Origin of the sequence: Paracoccus marcusii (genome assembly GCF_028621715.1) — a bacterium.
Lineage (GTDB): Bacteria > Pseudomonadota > Alphaproteobacteria > Rhodobacterales > Rhodobacteraceae > Paracoccus > Paracoccus marcusii.
Window position 1 is genome coordinate 1,271,411 of record NZ_CP117466.1, and the last position, 18,225, is coordinate 1,289,635.

Below are 18,225 nucleotides of genomic sequence, written 5' to 3' on the forward strand. Positions count from 1 at the left end.
GGCGGACTGGCGCGTCAGCGACGCGCCAGTGCCTGCTCGATGTAGTCGCGCAGGTCCTCGACCTCGTTGCGGCTGTCGCGCAGGCCGTCCATCGCATCGCGCAATTCGGCCTGCGTGCCCGCCAGGCGGGTGGTCAGCGCCGCCTCGCGTTCGGCCAGGGCGGCCACGGCCTCGTCGCGCTCCTCCTCGACCTCGTGCAGCTGCTGGGCCATGCGGTCCAGCTCGGACATGTCGGCACGGGCAGGACGGGCGACGCGATGGACCAGCCAGCTGGCGATCCAGCCCAGCACGAAGGCCCCGAACAGAATCAGGGCGGTCACGGCTATGAATTCGGATCTGTTCATTCGTCTGTCGCTTCGTCTTGCGCGCCTGCCTGCTCTGCGACGCTGTCGGGACGCGGGCCGGGGCGGGGGGTGTCGTCATCGGGCGTCAGCACGGGCACCCTAAGGTTTTCCTCGCGTTCGTCCAGCGTCTGGAACTGTTCCGCGACGCCCACGGTCATCGGCACCATCCCAGACGCGGCACGGCTGTGGGGCAGCTGCGGGCCCTGCATCTGCGCCGCCCGGTCGGGCAGCTGCGGCCCCTGCATCGGCGGCAGGCGCGGGCCTTGGGTCAGATCCTCGGCGGGGTCCGGGTCGACCTCGGCGCCGGTGACGCCGGCGATGGTGACCGGGGCGGGGATGGTGTCGGCATCCAGGGGGTGCGGCGACAGCAGGCGGAACTCGATCCGGCGGTTGATCTCGCGGCCTTCCTCGGTCTGGTTGGTGGCGACGGGGCGGCTTTCGCCATAGCCGCGGGCCGACATGTTCGCCACGCTGATTCCGGCATCGGCCATCGCCGAGACGATGGCCTGCGCGCGCGATCGCGACAGTTCGGCGTTGAACGCCTCCGAACCTTGAGAGTCGGTATGGCCACCGGCCTCGATCTGAAAATCGCTGCAATCGGCCATGGCGCGGACGAACCGCTCCATCGTCGGCCCCGGATCGCCCGCGATCGACGAGCGACTGGGTTCAAAGCCGATCTCGCTCTCGGACATGATGATGTTCAGGCGCGCGACGCATTCCTCTCCGTCGGGCAGGCCCAGGGCCTCGTCCATGCGGCGGTCATAGCTGATCGCCAGGCGATAGCGCGCGCCCGGGCCAAGCCGTTCCGACAGCAGCGCCGCGGCCCGGTCGCTGGCGCGTGGATCGCCCGACACGCCCGTCAGCTCGATCATGTCGGGGGTCACGCGAACCTGGCCCGCGTGCAGCGCGCCCATTGCCTCCAGTCCCGCGATCACGCGGACGGTCCAGCCGCCGGGAACCGACGGATCGGTCCGCAGACCGCTTTGCGCCACGTCAAAGCGTGACCGGGCAAAGCTGTCCACGGCCTGCTGCATCTGCGCATCCGCGATGCGTCCGCGCATCGACAGGCTGCCCGAGGGCGGCAACGTGGCCTGGAATTCGATGGGCGCGGCCTGGGCGGCCGCCTTTTCATGCTGGGCCTGTAGCCGATAGGTCGGGGGCAGCGCCTGTTCTAGGCGGCCGGCGACCTGGTCGAACCGCTGGCGCGTCACCGATGCAGGCACCACCAGCGCCACGTCCGCATCCGACAGCGTCACCTGGCCCTGGCCCAGCTGCCCCACGGCGGCGATGGCGGCGGCGGCGGCCTCGGCCCAGTCGTCGGACGGGGCACCCAGGCCCAGGGTGCAGGTCGGCACCCTCTGCATGCCGGCATCGCGGGCCGCCTGCACGATCCGGTCGCGGCCCGCATCGTCGCTGGCCGCGCAGGCGTCGAAGCGGCCGCCGTCATCATCCATCACGAACCGCAGCGTGAAGGGCGCGATCACCGGACGCGGCGCGGTGATCTGCAGGTCCAGCGCGACCTGCGGCGGCGCGGCCCGGCGCAGCGCCTGTTCCAGCCGGCCCTGATCCTCGCGGTCGGCGGCCAACGCCGCCACCTGCACCTGTCCCGGCGCGATCGAGATCTTCGCCTGCGCGGTCATCTGGGCGGCCTGCAGGCCGAAGCGCAGCGCCTCGGTCCAGCCGTCGGGGACGGGGTGGTCCGCGGCCTCCAGCAGGTCGGTCACCTGCTGGCCCGCCGGGCGCAGTCCGCGCAGGATCGCGTCGCGGTCGGTGGCGGCGGGAACCAGCCCGATCAGCGACAGGCCCTGTTCGCCCTTCAGCAGCTCGACCTTGAAATCGGGGGGGGTCATCGCCTCGACCGAGGCGACGGTCATCTCGTCCAGGATGCGCGTGGCGTCGACGGCGGTGCCGGCCTGGGTCACCGCACGGAACCGCTCGACCTCGGACGGGGCGGTGCCGGTCAGGCGGACGCGCAGCCCGTCGGTCGCCACCTGCGCCCAGTCATGGCCCGCGGCCTGCAGCGCCTGCGTCACGTCGCGCGCGGCGCGATCCTCGACGAAGGTCGCTGCGGCCTCGGCCCCCATCCAGGACAATCCGCCCGCGCCGGCCAACACGATGATGGTGGCCAGGGATGTCGAAAGGCGGCGGCGTCGGGCCATCGGAAAAACCTTGTGCTGTTGCAAGCGTGCAACGTCTAGCGACGGGGGGGCGGTGGCGCAATCATGCCAGCCCCGCAATGGCAAGAAACAGCGCAAGAATCAGCCCCGCATCGCGGTTCGACCGGAACAGGCGCAGGCAGACAGCTCCCTGATCCGGCTGGAAATTCCGCAGCTGCCACGTCAGGTGCAGCCCCAGGGCCAGCACACCGGCCCAGCCCATCAACAGATTGCGACCCGTCAGCGCGACGGCCACGGCCAGAACCGCCACCGTCACCAGCGCGAAACCCGCCAGAATCGCGGGGCTGCGGTCGCCGAACAGCCGGGCGGTGGATTTCACCCCGATCAGCGCGTCGTCATCGGCATCCTGATGGGCATAGATGGTGTCATAGAAGATCGTCCAGGCGATCGCGCCCAGCCAGGCCACCACCGGCGCCGGATCGACCCGGCCCATATGCGCGGCATAGGCCAGCATGACCCCCCAGTTGAAGGCAAAGCCCAGGAACAGCTGCGGCCACCAGGTGAAACGCTTGGCAAAGGGATAGATCGCCACCAGCGCCAGCGATGCGACCCCCATCCACACCGCCGCCCGGCCCAGCGTCAGCAGGATCACCAGTCCGACCAACCCCTGCGCCCCCAGCCACAGATAGGCGCCGCGCAGGCTGACCTGCCCCGAGGGCAGGGGCCGCGACCGGGTCCGCGCCACCTGCGCATCGATGTCGCGGTCGGTGATGTCGTTCCAGGTGCAGCCCGCGCCGCGCATGACGAAGGCGCCGATGGCGCAGGCCAGCGCGATCCACACATCGAAAAACCGCGGCCCGTCCGCCATCATCGCAAGCCCGATCCCCCACCAGCAGGGCAGCAGCAGCAGCCATGTCCCGATGGGGCGGTCCGCCCGGCTGAGCCGCAGCCAGGGCCGCGTGCGCACCGGCGCAAAGCGGTCCACCCAGTTGTCCGGGGGCGCGTCAAAGACGGCGTCTGGCCTTTCTGTCCGGCTTTGCATAGCGTCGCGCCCATCATGGCTAAAATCAGACTGTTCATAGATCACCCGTTGGTTGCAGGACAACCCGTTCCCGTGGACGGCGCGCAGGCGCATTACCTGTCGGGCGTCATGCGCCTGCGGCAGGGCGACGCGGTGTCGGTCTTCAACGGGCGCGACGGCGAATGGCAGGCGACCCTGCTGGATGCCGGCAAGCGCGGCGGCAGCCTGTCGGTGGTCGCGCAGACCGCGATCCAGCAGGACCCGCCGGACCTGTGGCTGATCTTCGCGCCCATCAAGAAGGCCCGCACCGACTTCATCGTCGAGAAGGCGGCCGAGATGGGCGCGGCGCGCATCATGCCCGTGCAGACCGACCACACCAATTCCGACCGCATCCGCCAGGACCGCCTGCAGGCGCACGCGATCGAGGCCGCGGAACAATGCGGCGGCACCATCGTGCCCCCGGTGGCCGACCTGGCCCCGCTGTCGCGCGTGCTGGACGGGTGGGACCCGGCGCGGCGCATCCTGTGGGCGGACGAATCCCGCGCAGGGCCGGCCGCGACGCTGGCGGGGCTGCCGCAGGGCCCCTGGGCCATCCTGATCGGCCCCGAGGGCGGGTTTTCCGCCACCGAACGCGCGCGGCTGGCACGCCTGCCCTTCGTGACGCCGGTCAGCCTGGGGCCGCGAATCCTGCGCGCCGACACGGCGGCGGTGGCCGCGCTGGCGCTGTGGCAATCGGCCCTGGGCGACTGGCGTTAACCAACAGGCAGACAAAGGGGTTCGATTTGCGTCCCTTCGTGACCTTTTTGCGACAGAAACACGCCCACCTGTTGCGAAAAGCGCATAGCGGGGTTGCCGGTTTTGCGGCTACCGTTCGCGGGCTGCCGAAACTATCTCCTGTCTATCTGAAATGTGCCCGCTGACCGGGCAAAGTGAAAACAGGTGAACTGATGTCGACGATCGAAACGAACCGCAGCGTGGCTGTCGGAGGCGTGGGCAACGTCGTGGCGCAAATCACGTCGCTGATCGCGTCTTGGCGGGAAACCCGCATGACGCGTCGCGAACTGGGCCGCCTGTCGGACCGCGAGCTGGACGATATCGGTCTGTGCCGCGGCGACATCGAGCGGGTTGCGCGCGGCTTCTAAGGCTTGCTGCCACAATTGACGAACGAACCCCCGAAAGCGGAATGCTCGCGGGGGTTTTTTCATGTCCGGATGTCGGCGCAGGGTCAGCCCCGGATCATCACCAGCGTGGTCCAGTCGCCCATGTCGTCGCGCCGGTCGGGGGCAAAGCCCACGGCCTGATATGCGGCGGTGACCTCATCCGCCTGGGTGGTCAGGATGCCCGACATCACGATGCGGCCGTCCTTGGCGACATGGCGCGCCATGTCGGGCGCCAGATCGATCAGCGGCTGCTTGAGGATGTTGGCCAGCACCAGGTCATAGGGTGCCGCACGTTCCAGCATCGGGTGGTCGAACCCCGCCGCCTCGACGCATTCCACGCGACCGTCCAGGCCATTGGCGATCACGTTGGCGGCGGCGGTGTCGACGGCCACCGGGTCGATGTCGCTGGCCAGGACCGTGACGTGCCACAGCCGTGCCGCGGCCATCGCCAAGACCGCCGTGCCGCAGCCGATATCGGCGATGCGCGTCGCCTTGAACCCGTCGGTGGCCAGGCGGTCAAGCGCCTCGAGGCAGCCCTTGGTGGTGTTGTGGTGCCCGGTGCCGAAGGCCATCGCGGCCTCGATCCACAGCGCCTCGACGCCATCGGGGATCTGGTCGACATCGTGGCTGCCATGCACAAAGAACCGGCCCGCGCGTACGGGGGTCAGTTCGCGTTTGACATGGGCAACCCAATCGACATCGGGCAGTTCGGACACCGCAAAGGGCTGGGCGCCATAGGCGGCGGCCAGGATCGCCAGTGCGATTTCGTCGGGGGCTTCGGTGAAGTAGGCGCCCACCTCCCACCGTTCGCTGCCGTCCTCGATCTCGAAGACGCCGGTGCCGACGGGCTCGGGGGTCAGGTCCTCGCAGGCAAGCGCCAGGTCTTCGGCGGCTTCGCGGCCGGGCAGGTGGGTCAGCGCGGTATAGGTGGCCATCAGATCGGATCCGGGTTGGGAATGCTGGCCTGTACGCCGGTGCCCTTCAGGCCGCAATAACCGTCGGGGTTCTTTTCCAGATATTGCTGATGCGCCTCGTGCGCGGGCCAGAAGGGGCCTGCGGGGACGATCTGCGTGGTGATCTTGTCCATGCCCTGCACGGCCAGACGATTGTCATAGTCGATCTTGGACGCCTCGGCCGCCGATTCCTGCAGGTCTGTGAAGGTCATGATCAGGCTGCGATACTGGTTGCCCACGTCGTTGCCCTGGCGGTCGCCCTGCGTGGGGTCGTGGTTTTCCCAGAACAGCTGCAGCAGGTGATCATAGCTGATCAGCGAGCTGTCATAGATCACGCGCACGACCTCGGCATGGCCGGTGTCGCCGCGCTTGACCTGGTCATAGGTGGGGTTCTGGACGTCGCCGCCGGCAAAGCCGACCTCGGTCAGCCAGACGCCGTTCTGCTTCCAGAACAGCCGCTCCACCCCCCAATAGCAGCCCATGCCGAAAATCGCCTGGTCATAGCCGGCGGGCGGGGTGGCCCCCAGGGGGCGGTGAAAGATGGCGTGATCGGTCATCGGGGCCTCGTTGGTGGATGATGGGGCAAACGCCTGCGGGCGCGCCGGGGTTCAACCGCGCGGGTGCGCGGCGCGATAGACGGCCATCAGCCGCGCGTCGTCCACCCCGGTATAGACCTGGGTGGTCGACAGGCTGGCATGGCCCAAAAGTTCCTGGATCGTGCGCAGATCGCCGCCCGCAGACAGAAGATGCGTGGCAAAGCTGTGGCGCAGGGCATGGGGCGTCGCGCTGGCCGGCAGGCCGATGGCCGCGCGGGCCTGGCGCATCGCGCCCTCGACCGCGCTGGCGGTCAGGCGGCCGCCCCGGATGCCGCGAAACAGCGGCGCGTCGGTGCGGTGCCCCCAGGGGCACAGGCGCAGATAGGTCGCGATCGCGTCGCGGGCCACCGGCAGGACCGGCACCTGCCGTTCGCGCCCGCCCTTGCCGCGGATGATCAGCCCTTCCGGAAAGGGCCAGTCCGCCCCCTCCAGCGCCAGCGCCTCGGAGATGCGCAGCCCCGATCCCCACAGCAGGGTCAGCACCGCCAGGTCGCGCGCGCCCACCCAGGGGGTCGCGTGATCGGCCACGCGGTCCAGCGTGTCCTGGGCCTGCAGGGGGGTCAGCGGGCGCGGCAGGCTGCGGCTGTATTTCGGGCTGCGGGTCGACAGGGCGGCGGACAGGTCCACCCCCTCGCGGTCAGAGATCCAGCGCAGGAACGACCGCACCCCGGACATGCGCCGCGCCAGCGACCGCGCGCCCAGACCCCGGCCGCGTTCGGATGCCGCGAATGCGCGCATGTCGGCCTGGCGCAGGCGGGCCAGGGCCGCGGGGGGGACGGGTTCGCCCCAATGGGCCGCGATGAACTGCAGGAACGCGACCAGGTCGGCGCGGTATGCGGTCACCGTATGGTCGGACCGGTCGCGGGCCGCGGCCTCGGTCTCCAGCCAGCGGTGCAGGGCGTCGGCCGTGGCCGGGGCCATCATCCGGGCAACCGGGCCAGCAGGGCCATGCGGAACACCTGGCCGAAGAACCGCAACAGGTCCGTGCCATGCGCGGGCATGAACCGCGTCGGATCGCTGCTGCCCATCAGCAGCACCGTGCGCGGTCGCGCCGGACCCAGGTCCAGGGGCAGCAACGCCTCGGACGCGATGGTGCGGCCATGCAGGGGGCGGGTCACCACCAGGGCCGCGCGCAGCACGATGTCGTCGCCGCGCGGTGCCCGCCGCCCGGCGGTCAGGATGCGGTCGATGGTGCCGTGAGGGACCGCCACCGCATCGCGCGGCAGGTCCAGGGCGGGATCGTCCTCGACCACAAGGCGCAGCGTCTCGATGCGCAGCAGGGGGGCGATGTCGGTCTGCAGGGCGGCGATGAAATCGGCCAGGTCGGCCGTCTCCAAGAGGCCCAGGACGGCACGGTGGATCACCGCCATGCCGGACTGGTTGTCATAGGCGGCGGCGATCACGCTTTCATGCGTGGATTCCAGACGATCCAGCCGGGTCTCCAGCGCCTGCATCGCGCGGCCGCGGATGTCGATGACGTTGTCGCCGACCTCGGCCTCGCGTGCGGCGACCAGGGCCCGCATCAGGTCCCGGTCGGCCAGGATCGCGCCCGGATCGGCCAGCAGCCGGTCGCGGGTTTCAGGGTCCAGCGCGTCGGTCATGCGGGTCTCTCCGGGGGGCGCGGATCAGAGGATCTTCTGGCCGGTCTGGGCCCAGTCCGCGTTGAACTGCGCCAGACCCTTGTCGGTCAGGATGTGGTTCGCCATCGACTTGATGACCGAGGGCGGCGCGGTGATCACGTCGGCGCCGATCTTGGCCGCGTCCACGATGTGGTTCACCGTGCGGATCGATGCCGCCAGGATTTCGGTCTCGTAGCCGTAGTTGTCATAGATCTCGCGGATGTCGGCGATCAGGTCCATGCCGTCCAGGTGGATGTCGTCCAGACGCCCGATGAACGGGCTGATGAAGGTCGCGCCCGCCTTGGCGGCCAGGATCGCCTGGGCCGGGCTGAAGCACAGCGTGACGTTCAGCTTGTGGCCCTCGTCCGACAGCACGCGGCAGGCCTTGAGGCCGTCCCAGGTCAGCGGCACCTTGATGCAGACGTTCGGCGCGATCTTGGCCAGGTGGCGGCCTTCGGCGATCATGTCGTCGGCCTTCTCGGCCACGACCTCGGCGCTGACGGGACCCTCGACCATGGCGCAGATCTCGGCCGTGACATCGGCGATGGCGCGGCCCGACTTCAGGATCAGCGAGGGGTTGGTGGTGACGCCATCGACCATGCCCAGGTCGTTCAGCTCCTTGATCGCGGCGATATCGGCGGTGTCGACAAAGAATTTCATGGCGCGTCTCCTCAGGGTGCGTTTGTCTGGGTGATACTGCAGATGGGGGCGGGCGGGAAGGGGCACAACCCATGCAGGGGCTTGCAACCGACGCGCGGCCCCGTCTTTATCGCGCCATCATGACCCCGCCCGAATTCTTTCCCCCCCGCGCCCGCATCGCGGTGCTGACCGCCGAGACGGTCGGCGTGCTGGACTATCTGGCGCCCGACGAGGGCGTGCGCCAGGGACAGTTGGTGCTGGTGCCCCTGGGGCCGCGCCGGGTGCTGGGTCTGGTCTGGGGGCCGGGCAAGGGCGATTTCGACCTGGCCAAGCTGCGCGCCGTCGCCCGCGTGCTGGACGCACAGCCCTTCGATGCGCGGTTCCTGGATTTCCTGACGCGGGCGGCGGAATACACGCTGACGCCGCTGCCGCTGATGCTGCGCATGGCCACGCGCGCGCCCGACATCGACCAGCCGCCCGCCGCGCGGCGCATCATCGTGCCCGGGTCGGGCCAGCCCGGTCGTGCGACCGAGGCGCGGACCCGCGTGCTGCAGGTCATGGCCGATCACGGCGGGGCCAGCTTTGCGGCATCCGAACTGGCACAGCTGGCGGGCGTCGGCACGTCGGTGGTCAAGGGCCTGGTCGCCAGCGGTGCCCTGGCCGAGATCGAGGCACCGCGCGATCTGCCCTATCCCGCGCTGGACCCCACGCGGCCCGGCAAGCCGCTGGCCCCCGACCAGCAGGCGGCCTCCGACACGCTGCGCGGCGCGATCCGGGCGGGCGGTTACGGCACCACGCTGCTGCGTGGGGTCACCGGGTCGGGCAAGACCGAGGTCTATCTGGAGGCCGTGGCGGAATGCCTGGCGCAGGGGCGGCAGGCACTGGTCCTGTTGCCGGAAATCGCGTTGTCGGCCGAATTCCTGGACCGGGTCGAGGCGCGGTTCGGCGCGCGGCCCGGCGAATGGCACAGTGGCATCACCCGCACCGAACGCCGCCGGCTGTGGCACATGGCCGGGCGCGGTCAGGTCGGGCTGGTCGTGGGCGCGCGTTCAGCGCTGTTTCTGCCCTTTGCCGATCTGGGCCTGATTGTCGTCGATGAGGAGCATGACGGCAGCTACAAGCAGGAGGACGTCGTCTATTACAGCGCCCGCGACATGGCGGTGCTGCGCGCCTCCATCAACCGTGCGCAGGTGGTGCTGGCCTCGGCCACGCCCTCCTTGGAAAGCTGGGTGAACGCCGCGACCGGGAAATACGCGCGCCTGGACCTGCGATCCCGCTATGGCGAGGCCGAGCTGCCGCAGATGGCCGCGATCGACCTGCGCGCCGAGGCGATGGAGCAGGGGCGCTGGATCTCTCCGACGCTGGCGCAGGCGGTGACCGACCGGCTGGCCAAGGGTGAGCAATCCCTGATCTTCCTGAACCGGCGCGGGTTTGCGCCGGTCACCGTCTGCCGCGCCTGCGGCGAGCAGATCGGCTGCCATCAATGCGATGCGCGGATGGTCGAGCACCGCTTCCAGAACCGCCTGGTCTGCCACCAATGCGGAGAGACGCGGCCCATCCCCACGGCCTGTCCCAGCTGCGGGGTCGAGGGAAAGCTGGCCCCCATCGGCCCCGGCGTCGAGCGCATCGCCGAGGAGGTCGCGGCACGGTTCCCCGACGCCAAGGCCACCGTGCTGTCGTCGGACCTGTTCCATTCCGCCCGCGCGCTGAAGGAGACGATCGCCCAGATATCAGAAGGCGACACCGACATCATCATCGGCACGCAGATTGTGGCCAAGGGGCACAACTTTCCGCGCCTGACGCTGGTGGGCGTGGTCGATGCCGATCTGGGCCTGCAGGGGGCCGATCTGCGCGCGGCGGAGCGCAGCTTTCAGCTGATGCGCCAGGTGGCCGGGCGGGCCGGGCGGCAGTCGGGGGCGGCGCCGGGGGTTGCGCTTCTGCAGACGCACCAGCCCGACCATGCGGTGATCCGGGCGATCCTGTCAGGCCAGGACGAGACGTTCTGGGATGCCGAGGCCGCGGGCCGCCAGGCGGCGGGCATGCCCCCCTTCGGCAGGCTGGCGGGGATCATCCTGTCCCATCCGGACCTTGGCACGGTTGCCGATTTCGCGCGCCATCTGGCCGGTCTGGCCACCCCCCTGGCCGAGGTCGGGGCCGAACTGTGGGGCCCGGCGCCTGCGCCCATCGCACGGGTGCGGGGACGCCACCGCATGCGCATGCTGATCCGCGCGCCGCGTCAGGCGCCGCTGCAGGCGGCGATCGCCGATTGGCTGGCGGGGGTCAAGCTGCCCACGAACATGCGCCTGTCCGTGGACATCGACCCGCAAAGCTTTCTGTGATCAGTTCTTCAGCACGATGCAGCGCCCGCCAAGCGACTTGAACCGGGTGCAGAACCGCGTGGCCTCGTCGCGCGACGAATAGCCGACCTGCGCGGTGAAGACGGCGCGCGGCATGCTGTTCAGCCGCTTGCGGACATAGCCCACCCGCGCCCCGTCGGTCAGGATCGGCCGCAGGGTGCGGTTCAGCCGCGCGACCTGCTGGGCCGCGCCCGCCTGGCTGGGATGGCTGGCCACGACCACGCCCCAGGGCATCGCCGGGGGCTGGGTGTTGAACTCGCGCAGCGACCGGTCGCCGGCCATCCGTTCGCAGGCCGGGCGAAAGGCCTGGTCGTCGGCCAGGGCCAGCTTGACCTCCTGCTGGGGCGGGGGGTTGTCGCGCCAGCGATGCGCGCTGAACCCGGTGATCGATTCGACATAGTCGACCGTCTCATAGGGCAGGGTCGTGGCCTGCGCGATGAACCGCGCAGCGCGGTTCTCTCCGCCGTTATAGGCGACGGCGGCCAGGCCGATATTGCCGAACCGGTCGCGCAGGTGGCCCAGATACCACGCGGCCTTGGAAATGGCCTGGGCCGGGTTGAACGGATCGTCCAGCCAATACAGGTCGGCCGTGCCCGGCATGAATTGCGCGATGCCAAGCGCGCCCGCCGGGCTGACGGCAGAAGGTTCGAATCGGCTCTCCTTCCACAGCAGGCGCGCCAGGAAGGCCGGGTCCAGCCCGTGATCGGCGGCATTGCGTTCGATCAGCTTGCAGACATCCGCGGCATAGCTGTCGCGCGCGATGCAGTCGCGCCCGTCATCGCTGCAGCGCAGGTCTTCGGACGTGCGGGGCGGGGGCAGGCCGTGGGCGGCGTCGATGGCGGGGCGCGCGGACAGGGGCGCGGCCACGCAGAACAGCGCCACGACGGCGGCACCAAGATGTCTGGAAAGGGTCATCATCGCGACGGGCCGTTCATCCGCCCGCGCCCGGTGCGCGGGCGGACGATCACTTGGACTTCTTCGACTTGGATTTCTTGGCAGGCTTGGCTTCGGCCGACTTGGCCTTTGCGGGCTTGTCCTTGGCGGGCTTGGCGTTTTTGCGGGCGGCCTTGGCCTCGGGGCTCTCGGCCTGACGTTCGGCCTTGCGGGCGGCGCGGCGCGCGGTCTTGGCGGCCTCCTTCTCGGCGGCCTTGGCGGCTTTGGCCTCGACCTTCTGGGCCTGCTTGGCGGCCTGGCGCTCCGCCTTGCGGGCAGCCTTGGCTTCTTCCTTCTCGACGGCTTTGGCGGCATCCTTCTGGGCCTTGCGGGCCGCCTGCTTGGCGGATTTCTGCGCCTTGTCGTCGTTTGCAGTCGCGGTGGTCGCGGGCTCTGCCACGGCGTCGGCCGGGGCGGGCGCGGCCTTTGCACCGCGCTTGGGAATGCGGTGCGGTTCGGTCCGCAGGTCCGTCTTGCGCGTCTCGGCGGACTTGCGGTCGGCGGGGGTGCGCGGCACGGTCGCCTGCTTGCGCTTGGCGGTCGCGGGCTTGGCACCGGCAGGTTTGGCCGCCGCCTTGGCCGCCGTCGGCGCGGCGGAGGGGGTGCCGGGCGCGGCAAGACGGCGCTTGCGGCGTTCCATGTCGGTCCGGCGCAGGGCCGCGCGCAGCATCTCGGCCGGGGCCGGGTCGCCCTCGGCGGTCGTCGCCTCGGCGCGGGCGGCGCGCAGCGCGTCGATCAGCGTCAGTAACGCCGCATCGTCCAGCGCCCCAAGCGCGGGATGGCGGCTTTGTTCGGCCAGCGACAGTTGATCGGGGTTGAGCAGTTCCTGTTCGCGCTTGGCATAATTCGGCATTCGCGGGACCCTTGGCGGACGGATGATGTGTTCGGCAGGACTGTGCGCAGGAATCGGCGCGTTTGCAATTGGAAAGGGCCCCGGTCGCAACCGGAGCCCCCTGATCTTTTCGCAGGCGCGGCCGCCCCGTTACCGGGAGGGCACGGCGCTTTCGACCGGCGAGACGAAGCCCGCATCCGTGGCGAACGGATCGCTGACCAGCGACGGCTGGACCGAGGTCGCGGCCGGAACCGCCGTCATTGCGGCATAGGGATCGGTGAACCCCGTCGGCACGGCAGATTCGACCGGCGCGGATGCAACCATCGCGGTCTGCATCGGCGCTGATGCGACCTGCGCGGTCGCAGCCGGGTCGGCCGTCGGTTGCACCGCGGCGGCGGGCACGACATAGCCTTCGGGCGTTTCCTGCATCGGGCCTTCCATCGCGACGCTTTCGGCCTGCGAACGGACGATCACCTCGGTTCCCGTGGGGATCTGTTCGAACAGGTCGATGACGTCCTGGTTGAACATCCGGATGCAGCCCGCCGACGTGGCCTTGCCGATGGACGAGGGGTCCAGCGTGCCGTGGATGCGGTAATAGGTGTCGACGCTGCCCTGGTACAGGTACAGCGCGCGCGACCCCAGGGGGTTCTGCATGCCGCCGGGCAGGCCGCCCGCGAACTGGCCGTAAAGCTGGGGTTCGGTCCGCAGCATGTTGTCGGTCGGGCGCCAGCTGGGCCAGGCCGCCTTGCGCGCGATCGTGGCGCGACCTTCGAAGGTCAGGCCAGCGCGCCCCACCGCCACGCCGTACCGCATCGCCTGCCCGCCGGGCTGCACGTGATAGAGGACGCGTGCATAGGGGTCGACGACGATGGTGCCGGGGGCCTCGGTGCCGTTATAGGACACCAGCTGGCGGGTGTTGCGGTCGTTCAGATAGGCAGCGCGGACGGCCGCGATGGGAATCGGCTCTCCGTCCGGGCCGCGGTCGGTGCGGGCCTTGTAGATCTCGGGGATCTCGACCGGCTGCTGGGCGATGGGGGTCGTGGTCTCTTGCGAAGGACCGCAGGCCGCCAGCCCCAGGGCCAGCGCCGCGAAAAGGGAAGCGAGGCGCATCGTTGCTTGTTCCTTGTTCATCGTCGGTCGCGCCGGCAGAGGCGGTTCCGAGGCAGCATCTGTTCTGTTGCGCCGCAAGGCGGGCGCGATTCGCATGTTCTTCCATGAGGCCGCCCGCCGATCCGCGTCAACCCCGAGCCACCCTCGACGGGGTCCGTGCCGCGTCTGCGCCCGATCTCTGTGGCGCTACGGCGTCAGGTGGATCACCTTTATGCGCCTAATGAACAACTTGGCGTGTCTTCGGGTTTCATGTGCAGGCGAAAACTTTGCGGCGATCGGGCGGGCGCCGGCGTTGCGGGTTCGCGGGTGCCCGCCTAGGCTGACCGCGATGCCCGCCGCAGGAAAGGCCGATCCGTGACCCCTTCGACAGACCCCACCACCGTCCCCGCCCGGACCGGCGCGCTGGCGCCGCTGGGCTATCGCGACTTTCGCCTGCTGTGGAGCGCGACGCTGGTGTCGAATTTCGGCGGCCTGGTGCAGGCCGTGGGCGCGGCCTGGCTGATGACCCAGCTTACCGACAGCGCCACGCTGATCGCGCTGGTGCAGGCCTCGAACACGCTGCCGATCATGCTGCTGGCGATCGGGGCGGGGGCGCTGGCCGACATCTTTGACCGCAAGACGCTGCTGATGGGCGCGCTCATCTTCATGGCGGTGGTGTCGCTGGCCCTGGCCGCGGTGGCCTGGACGGGGGGGCTGACGCCATGGCTGCTGCTGGGCTTCACCTTCCTGCTGGGGGCGGGGCAGGCGGTCTATAACCCGCCCTGGCAGGCCAGCATGGGCGATCTGGTCGACCGGAAGGACCTGCCCGCGGCGGTCAGCCTGAACTCCGTGGGCTTCAACCTGATGCGCAGCGTGGGGCCCGCGGCGGGCGGCCTGATCGTAGCCACACTGGGCGCGTCGGCTGCCTTTGCGGTCAACGCCATCAGCTATCTGCCGCTGCTGGGGGCGATGTCGCAATGGAAGCCCAAGCTGGCGCCGCGCGTCACCACGCCCGAGCCGTTCATGGCCGCGATGGGGGCGGGCCTGCGCTATGTCGCGCTGTCGCCCAACCTGCTGCGGGTGATGTCGCGCGGCGCGCTGTTCGGCTTTGCCGCCATCGCCGTGCTGGCGCTGCTGCCGCTGGTCGCCAAAAGCCACCCCGAGGGGGGGTCGCTGCTGTTTGGCGGCCTGCTGGGGTGCTATGGCGTCGGCGCGATCGGCGGGGCGCTGCTGAACCCCCGCATCCGCGCCCGGCTGAACAACGAGAACGTCGTGCGCATGGCCTTTGCGGGCTTTGCGGTCTCGGCCCTGGTCCTGGGCCAGACGCAGTCGGTCTGGCTGCACGCGGCAGCGATGCTGCCTGCGGGGGCGTCCTGGGTGCTGGCGCTGTCGCTGTTCAACGTGACGGTGCAGCTGTCCACGCCGCGCTGGGTCGTGGCCCGCGCGCTGGCGCTTTACCAGATGGCGACCTTCGGCGGCATGGCGGCGGGCGCCTGGATCTGGGGCATGGTGGCGGGCACGCAGGGCCTGGATGCGGCGCTGACGGCCGCCGGGGGTGTGCTGCTGCTGGGGGCTGCCATCGGGTTCTGGCTGCGGGCGCCCGAATTCGGGGCGGTCGATCTGGACCCGGTGAACCGCTTCCGCGAGCCCGCGCTGATGCTGGACCTGCGGGGGCGGTCGGGGCCGATCATGGTGATGGTCGATTACCGCATCGACCAGGCCGATGTGCCGGAATTCCTGCGCCTGATGCAGCGGCGGCGCAACATCCGCAGGCGGGACGGGGCGCGCAACTGGTCGCTGCTGCGCGATCTGGAACATCCCGACCAGTGGAGCGAAAGCTATCACATCGCGACCTGGGACGAATATGTCCGCCACAACCTGCGCCGCACCAAGTCGGATGCCGAGGTCGCGGTGGCCCTGCGCGCGCTGCACAAGGGCGACACCGACCCGCTGGTCCACCGCATGATCGAGCGTCACACTGTCGGCCCCCAAGACGACGTGCCCCTGGTGGGCAAGATCGAGATCCCCTGACGGGTCGTTTCCCTCTCGCCCGCACGCGCGGGTTGTGCCAGATCTGGTGCGACCCGTGGCACGAAAGGGCCGGCCGATGATCAGACTTGTCCTGTTCCTGGCGCTGATGCTGCCCGCCGCGGTGCAGGCCGGGCCTTGGCCGCGCGAGGCCGGGCGGACCTTCCTGTCGCTGTCGGGGGAACGCAATCGCGCGGACAGCAGCTATGCCTCGGCCTATGCCGAATACGGGCTGACGCCGCGCACCACGCTGGGGATGGAACTGGGCCGCGCCGACCAGGCGGAGACCAGCGCCATCCTGTGGCTGCAACGCGCGCTGGACGACGGTCAGGGGCCGAACCGCTTTGCGATGCAATCGGGCGCGGGGGTGATCCGGCGGAACGACCTTACCCTGCCGGTGGTCCAGGGCGCGCTGTCCTGGGGGCGCGGTTTCGACCGGGGCTGGATCACCGCGCAGGTGCTGGCCAAGATGACCGGCAGCGCGCCGGACCCGCGCGCGCCCATGCGCCCGTCCTTTGCCGCCAGCTTCCTGACCGCCGAACGGGTGATCAAAACCGACGTGACCCTGGGCCTGCGTCCGCGTGACGGGCTGATGGTCATCAACAGCCTGTGGCTGGAGCACCCCCAGGACGAGGAGTATTCCGCCCGGCTGATGTCGTCGCTGGTCTTCGACGTGCCGGGCCCGGTCAAGGTGGAACTGGGCATGGTCAATCCCCTGTCCGGCCCGTCCGAACAGGCCGTCCGGCTGGGCACCTGGCTGGAGTTCTGAAACCTACAGCCGGTCGCGCCAGCGGTTCACCAGGGGATAGCGGCGGTCCAGCCAGAAGGCGCGGGTCGAGATGCGCGGCCCCGGTGCGGCCTGATACCGCTTCCATTCGCTGACATAGAGCAGCTTTTCCACCTGCCGCACCGTGTCCGCATCGAACCCCCGCGCCACCAGATCGGCCAGCGACAGATCCTGTTCCACCAGCCCGTCCAGGATCGCGTCCAGAACCTCATAGGGCGGCAGGCTGTCGTCGTCGCGCTGATCGGGGCGCAGTTCGGCCGACGGCGGCTTGGTGATGATCCGCTGGGGGATGACCTCTCCGGGCGCGCCCATCATCCAGTCGCGATGGTTGGCGTTCCGCCAGCGGCAGGTTTCGAACACCCGCGTCTTGTAGAGGTCCTTGATCGGGTTATAGCCGCCCGCCATGTCGCCATAGATGGTGGCATAGCCCACCGCGACCTCGGACTTGTTGCCGGTGGTCAGCAGCATCTCGTTGAACTTGTTGGACAGCGCCATCAGCATCACGCCGCGCAGGCGGGACTGGATGTTCTCCTCGGTGATGTCGGGGTTCGTGCCCTCCATCAGATGCGCCAGCGCATCCCCCACCGCGTCGCGCGCCCCGTCGATGCGCACGGTGTCCAGCCGCGCGCCAAGCCGCGTCGCGCAATCGGCCGCATCCTCCAGGCTGGCCTGGGAGGTGTATTCCGACGGCAGCATCACGCAGCGCACGTTTTCCGGCCCGATCGCGTCGCAGGCGATGGTGGCGACCAGGGCGCTGTCGATGCCCCCCGACATGCCCAGCAGCACCTTGCGGAACCCCGACTTGCGCAGATAGTCGCGCAGGCCCAGCATCATCGCATGGTAATCCTGTTCCCACGCGTCGGGCTGGAGCTCCATCACGCCCGGTTCGGCGCGCCAGCCGTCGGGGCCATGGGTAAAGTCGACATGCACCACCGCCTCCTGGAAGGCGGGCAGCTGCACGACCTTGTGGCCGCCGGGGTTCAGCACGAAGCTTGCCCCGTCATAAAGCTGGTCGTCCTGGCCGCCGACCATGTTCACATAGACCAAGGGTAGGCCCGTCTCGACCACGCGGCCGACCATGTGGCCCATGCGCAGGTCCAGCTTGTCGCGGTGATAGGGGCTGCCGTTCGGCACGACCAGGATCTCGGCCCCGGTCTCGGCCAGCGTCTCGGCCACGTCCGGGTACCAGCTGTCCTCGCAGATCGGGCTGCCGATGCGGGCCGCGCCCACCGGATAGGGGCCGCTGATCGGGCCGCTGTCGAACAGGCGCAATTCGTCGAACAGCTGCTTGTAGGGCAGGTGATGCTTCAGCACGCGCGCCACCAGCGCCCCGTCCCGGAACACCCACCACGCGTTGTAAAGACGGCCGCCGTCGCGCCACGGCCCGCCGATGCCGATGGCGGGGCCGCCTGTCAGCGATGTGCCAAGCGCCACGATCGCATCCTCGGCCTGGGCGGTGAAGGCGGGTTTCAGCACCAGGTCCTGGGTCTGGTATCCGGTGATGAACATCTCTGGCAGGGCCAGCATGTCGGCGCCTGCATCGCGCGCCTGTTCCCAGGCATCGCGCGCGCGGGCGGCATTGCCGTCCAGGTCGCCCACGGTGGCGTTCAGCTGCCCGATGGTCAGGCGGAAACGGTCGGTCATCACGGGCACCCCGGTTGTGTGGCCCCTTGGATAGAGGATCGCCCGGCCAAGGAAAAGTCGGCCTTTGCGCATGGGTGCCTTCCGGGGTAAACCTGCGGCAAAACAC

Annotated in this window: 17 protein-coding genes; 5 read left to right on the plus strand and 12 right to left on the minus strand. The window is 69.7% G+C overall.

The features are described 5' to 3' along the window. Positions 1-14: 14 nt before the first annotated feature. The 3 genes from PRL19_RS06235 to ubiA all read right to left on the minus strand — a co-directional run bounded on the left by PRL19_RS06235 (position 15) and on the right by ubiA (position 3,503). A complete protein-coding gene (locus tag PRL19_RS06235) occupies positions 15-344 on the minus strand; it encodes a hypothetical protein (protein ID WP_045980936.1) in 330 nt (109 codons plus the stop codon). Next, complete coding sequence (locus PRL19_RS06240; RefSeq protein WP_273744249.1) at positions 341-2,503, minus strand: OmpA family protein; 2,163 nt, start codon at positions 2,501-2,503, stop codon at positions 341-343. Before PRL19_RS06240 ends, PRL19_RS06235 begins: the two co-directional genes overlap by 4 nt. A 61-nt stretch (positions 2,504-2,564) precedes the next feature. Next, entirely contained in the window at positions 2,565-3,503 is a 939-nt protein-coding gene (gene ubiA / locus PRL19_RS06245) for a 4-hydroxybenzoate octaprenyltransferase (protein ID WP_273744250.1), read from the minus strand. A gap of 15 nt (positions 3,504-3,518) precedes the next feature. Between ubiA and PRL19_RS06250 the strand changes: the two genes are divergently transcribed. Next, complete coding sequence (locus PRL19_RS06250) at positions 3,519-4,238, plus strand: 16S rRNA (uracil(1498)-N(3))-methyltransferase (RefSeq protein ID WP_273744251.1); 720 nt, start codon at positions 3,519-3,521, stop codon at positions 4,236-4,238. Positions 4,239-4,429: 191 nt separating this feature from the next. Next, on the plus strand, positions 4,430-4,624 hold the full coding sequence (locus PRL19_RS06255) for a DUF1127 domain-containing protein (RefSeq protein WP_042250734.1): 195 nt from the start codon (positions 4,430-4,432) through the stop codon (positions 4,622-4,624). A gap of 83 nt (positions 4,625-4,707) precedes the next feature. Here PRL19_RS06255 and PRL19_RS06260 read toward each other — a convergent pair whose 3' ends face one another. The 5 genes from PRL19_RS06260 to fsa are packed head-to-tail and all read right to left on the minus strand — an operon-like array spanning position 4,708 to position 8,470. Further along, complete coding sequence (locus PRL19_RS06260; RefSeq protein WP_273744252.1) at positions 4,708-5,577, minus strand: 50S ribosomal protein L11 methyltransferase; 870 nt, start codon at positions 5,575-5,577, stop codon at positions 4,708-4,710. Then, a complete protein-coding gene (gene msrA, locus PRL19_RS06265; protein WP_084697183.1) occupies positions 5,577-6,152 on the minus strand; it encodes a peptide-methionine (S)-S-oxide reductase MsrA in 576 nt (191 codons plus the stop codon). Before msrA ends, PRL19_RS06260 begins: the two co-directional genes overlap by 1 nt. 51 nt (positions 6,153-6,203) lie before the next feature. Next, positions 6,204-7,115, minus strand: a complete 912-nt coding sequence (locus PRL19_RS06270; protein WP_273744253.1) for a tyrosine recombinase XerC — start codon at positions 7,113-7,115, stop codon at positions 6,204-6,206. Continuing rightward, positions 7,112-7,792: a DUF484 family protein gene (locus PRL19_RS06275; RefSeq protein WP_045980932.1), complete on the minus strand. Its 681-nt coding sequence runs from the start codon at positions 7,790-7,792 to the stop codon at positions 7,112-7,114. The genes PRL19_RS06270 and PRL19_RS06275 overlap by 4 nt, the downstream gene beginning before the upstream one ends. 24 nt (positions 7,793-7,816) lie before the next feature. Then, a complete protein-coding gene (gene fsa, locus PRL19_RS06280) occupies positions 7,817-8,470 on the minus strand; it encodes a fructose-6-phosphate aldolase (protein ID WP_273744254.1) in 654 nt (217 codons plus the stop codon). A gap of 119 nt (positions 8,471-8,589) precedes the next feature. Here fsa and PRL19_RS06285 point away from each other — a divergent pair, with 119 nt between their 5' ends. Continuing rightward, on the plus strand, positions 8,590-10,788 hold the full coding sequence (locus PRL19_RS06285; RefSeq protein WP_273744466.1) for a primosomal protein N': 2,199 nt from the start codon (positions 8,590-8,592) through the stop codon (positions 10,786-10,788). Here the strand turns inward: PRL19_RS06285 and PRL19_RS06290 are convergent, their stop codons facing one another. The 3 genes from PRL19_RS06290 to PRL19_RS06300 form a co-directional block, all read right to left on the minus strand. Further along, positions 10,789-11,724 carry a lytic transglycosylase domain-containing protein gene (locus PRL19_RS06290; protein WP_273744255.1) on the minus strand — a complete coding sequence of 312 codons (936 nt, stop codon included), beginning with the start codon at positions 11,722-11,724 and terminating at the stop codon, positions 10,789-10,791. 46 nt (positions 11,725-11,770) lie between these two features. Further along, positions 11,771-12,592 carry a hypothetical protein gene (locus tag PRL19_RS06295; RefSeq protein WP_273744256.1) on the minus strand — a complete coding sequence of 274 codons (822 nt, stop codon included), beginning with the start codon at positions 12,590-12,592 and terminating at the stop codon, positions 11,771-11,773. 129 nt (positions 12,593-12,721) lie between these two features. Next, complete coding sequence (locus PRL19_RS06300; RefSeq protein WP_273744257.1) at positions 12,722-13,681, minus strand: L,D-transpeptidase; 960 nt, start codon at positions 13,679-13,681, stop codon at positions 12,722-12,724. A 354-nt stretch (positions 13,682-14,035) separates the two neighbouring features. Between PRL19_RS06300 and PRL19_RS06305 the strand changes: the two genes are divergently transcribed. Then, positions 14,036-15,691 carry an MFS transporter gene (locus tag PRL19_RS06305; RefSeq protein ID WP_045980930.1) on the plus strand — a complete coding sequence of 552 codons (1,656 nt, stop codon included), beginning with the start codon at positions 14,036-14,038 and terminating at the stop codon, positions 15,689-15,691. Positions 15,692-15,767: 76 nt separating this feature from the next. After that, positions 15,768-16,457 (plus strand): hypothetical protein, encoded by a 690-nt coding sequence (locus PRL19_RS06310; RefSeq protein ID WP_273744258.1) that lies wholly within the window; start codon positions 15,768-15,770, stop codon positions 16,455-16,457. A 3-nt stretch (positions 16,458-16,460) separates the two neighbouring features. On the opposite strand, the gene PRL19_RS06315 is transcribed toward PRL19_RS06310, so the two are convergent. Next, on the minus strand, positions 16,461-18,119 hold the full coding sequence (locus PRL19_RS06315; RefSeq protein WP_273744259.1) for an NAD+ synthase: 1,659 nt from the start codon (positions 18,117-18,119) through the stop codon (positions 16,461-16,463). Positions 18,120-18,225: the final 106 nt, after the last annotated feature.

Coding starts and splice junctions, on each gene's coding strand:
- PRL19_RS06315 (WP_273744259.1), bottom strand. CDS start 18,119: ATGACCGACCGTTTCCGCCTGACCATCGGGCAGCTGAACGCCACCGTG.
- PRL19_RS06295 (WP_273744256.1), bottom strand. CDS start 12,592: ATGCCGAATTATGCCAAGCGCGAACAGGAACTGCTCAACCCCGATCAA.
- PRL19_RS06255 (WP_042250734.1), top strand. CDS start 4,430: ATGTCGACGATCGAAACGAACCGCAGCGTGGCTGTCGGAGGCGTGGGC.
- fsa (WP_273744254.1), bottom strand. CDS start 8,470: ATGAAATTCTTTGTCGACACCGCCGATATCGCCGCGATCAAGGAGCTG.
- msrA (WP_084697183.1), bottom strand. CDS start 6,152: ATGACCGATCACGCCATCTTTCACCGCCCCCTGGGGGCCACCCCGCCC.
- PRL19_RS06275 (WP_045980932.1), bottom strand. CDS start 7,792: ATGACCGACGCGCTGGACCCTGAAACCCGCGACCGGCTGCTGGCCGAT.
- PRL19_RS06310 (WP_273744258.1), top strand. CDS start 15,768: ATGATCAGACTTGTCCTGTTCCTGGCGCTGATGCTGCCCGCCGCGGTG.
- PRL19_RS06270 (WP_273744253.1), bottom strand. CDS start 7,115: ATGATGGCCCCGGCCACGGCCGACGCCCTGCACCGCTGGCTGGAGACC.
- ubiA (WP_273744250.1), bottom strand. CDS start 3,503: ATGCAAAGCCGGACAGAAAGGCCAGACGCCGTCTTTGACGCGCCCCCG.
- PRL19_RS06300 (WP_273744257.1), bottom strand. CDS start 13,681: ATGCGCCTCGCTTCCCTTTTCGCGGCGCTGGCCCTGGGGCTGGCGGCC.
- PRL19_RS06260 (WP_273744252.1), bottom strand. CDS start 5,577: ATGGCCACCTATACCGCGCTGACCCACCTGCCCGGCCGCGAAGCCGCC.
- PRL19_RS06240 (WP_273744249.1), bottom strand. CDS start 2,503: ATGGCCCGACGCCGCCGCCTTTCGACATCCCTGGCCACCATCATCGTG.
- PRL19_RS06235 (WP_045980936.1), bottom strand. CDS start 344: ATGAACAGATCCGAATTCATAGCCGTGACCGCCCTGATTCTGTTCGGG.
- PRL19_RS06250 (WP_273744251.1), top strand. CDS start 3,519: ATGGCTAAAATCAGACTGTTCATAGATCACCCGTTGGTTGCAGGACAA.
- PRL19_RS06285 (WP_273744466.1), top strand. CDS start 8,590: ATGACCCCGCCCGAATTCTTTCCCCCCCGCGCCCGCATCGCGGTGCTG.
- PRL19_RS06290 (WP_273744255.1), bottom strand. CDS start 11,724: ATGATGACCCTTTCCAGACATCTTGGTGCCGCCGTCGTGGCGCTGTTC.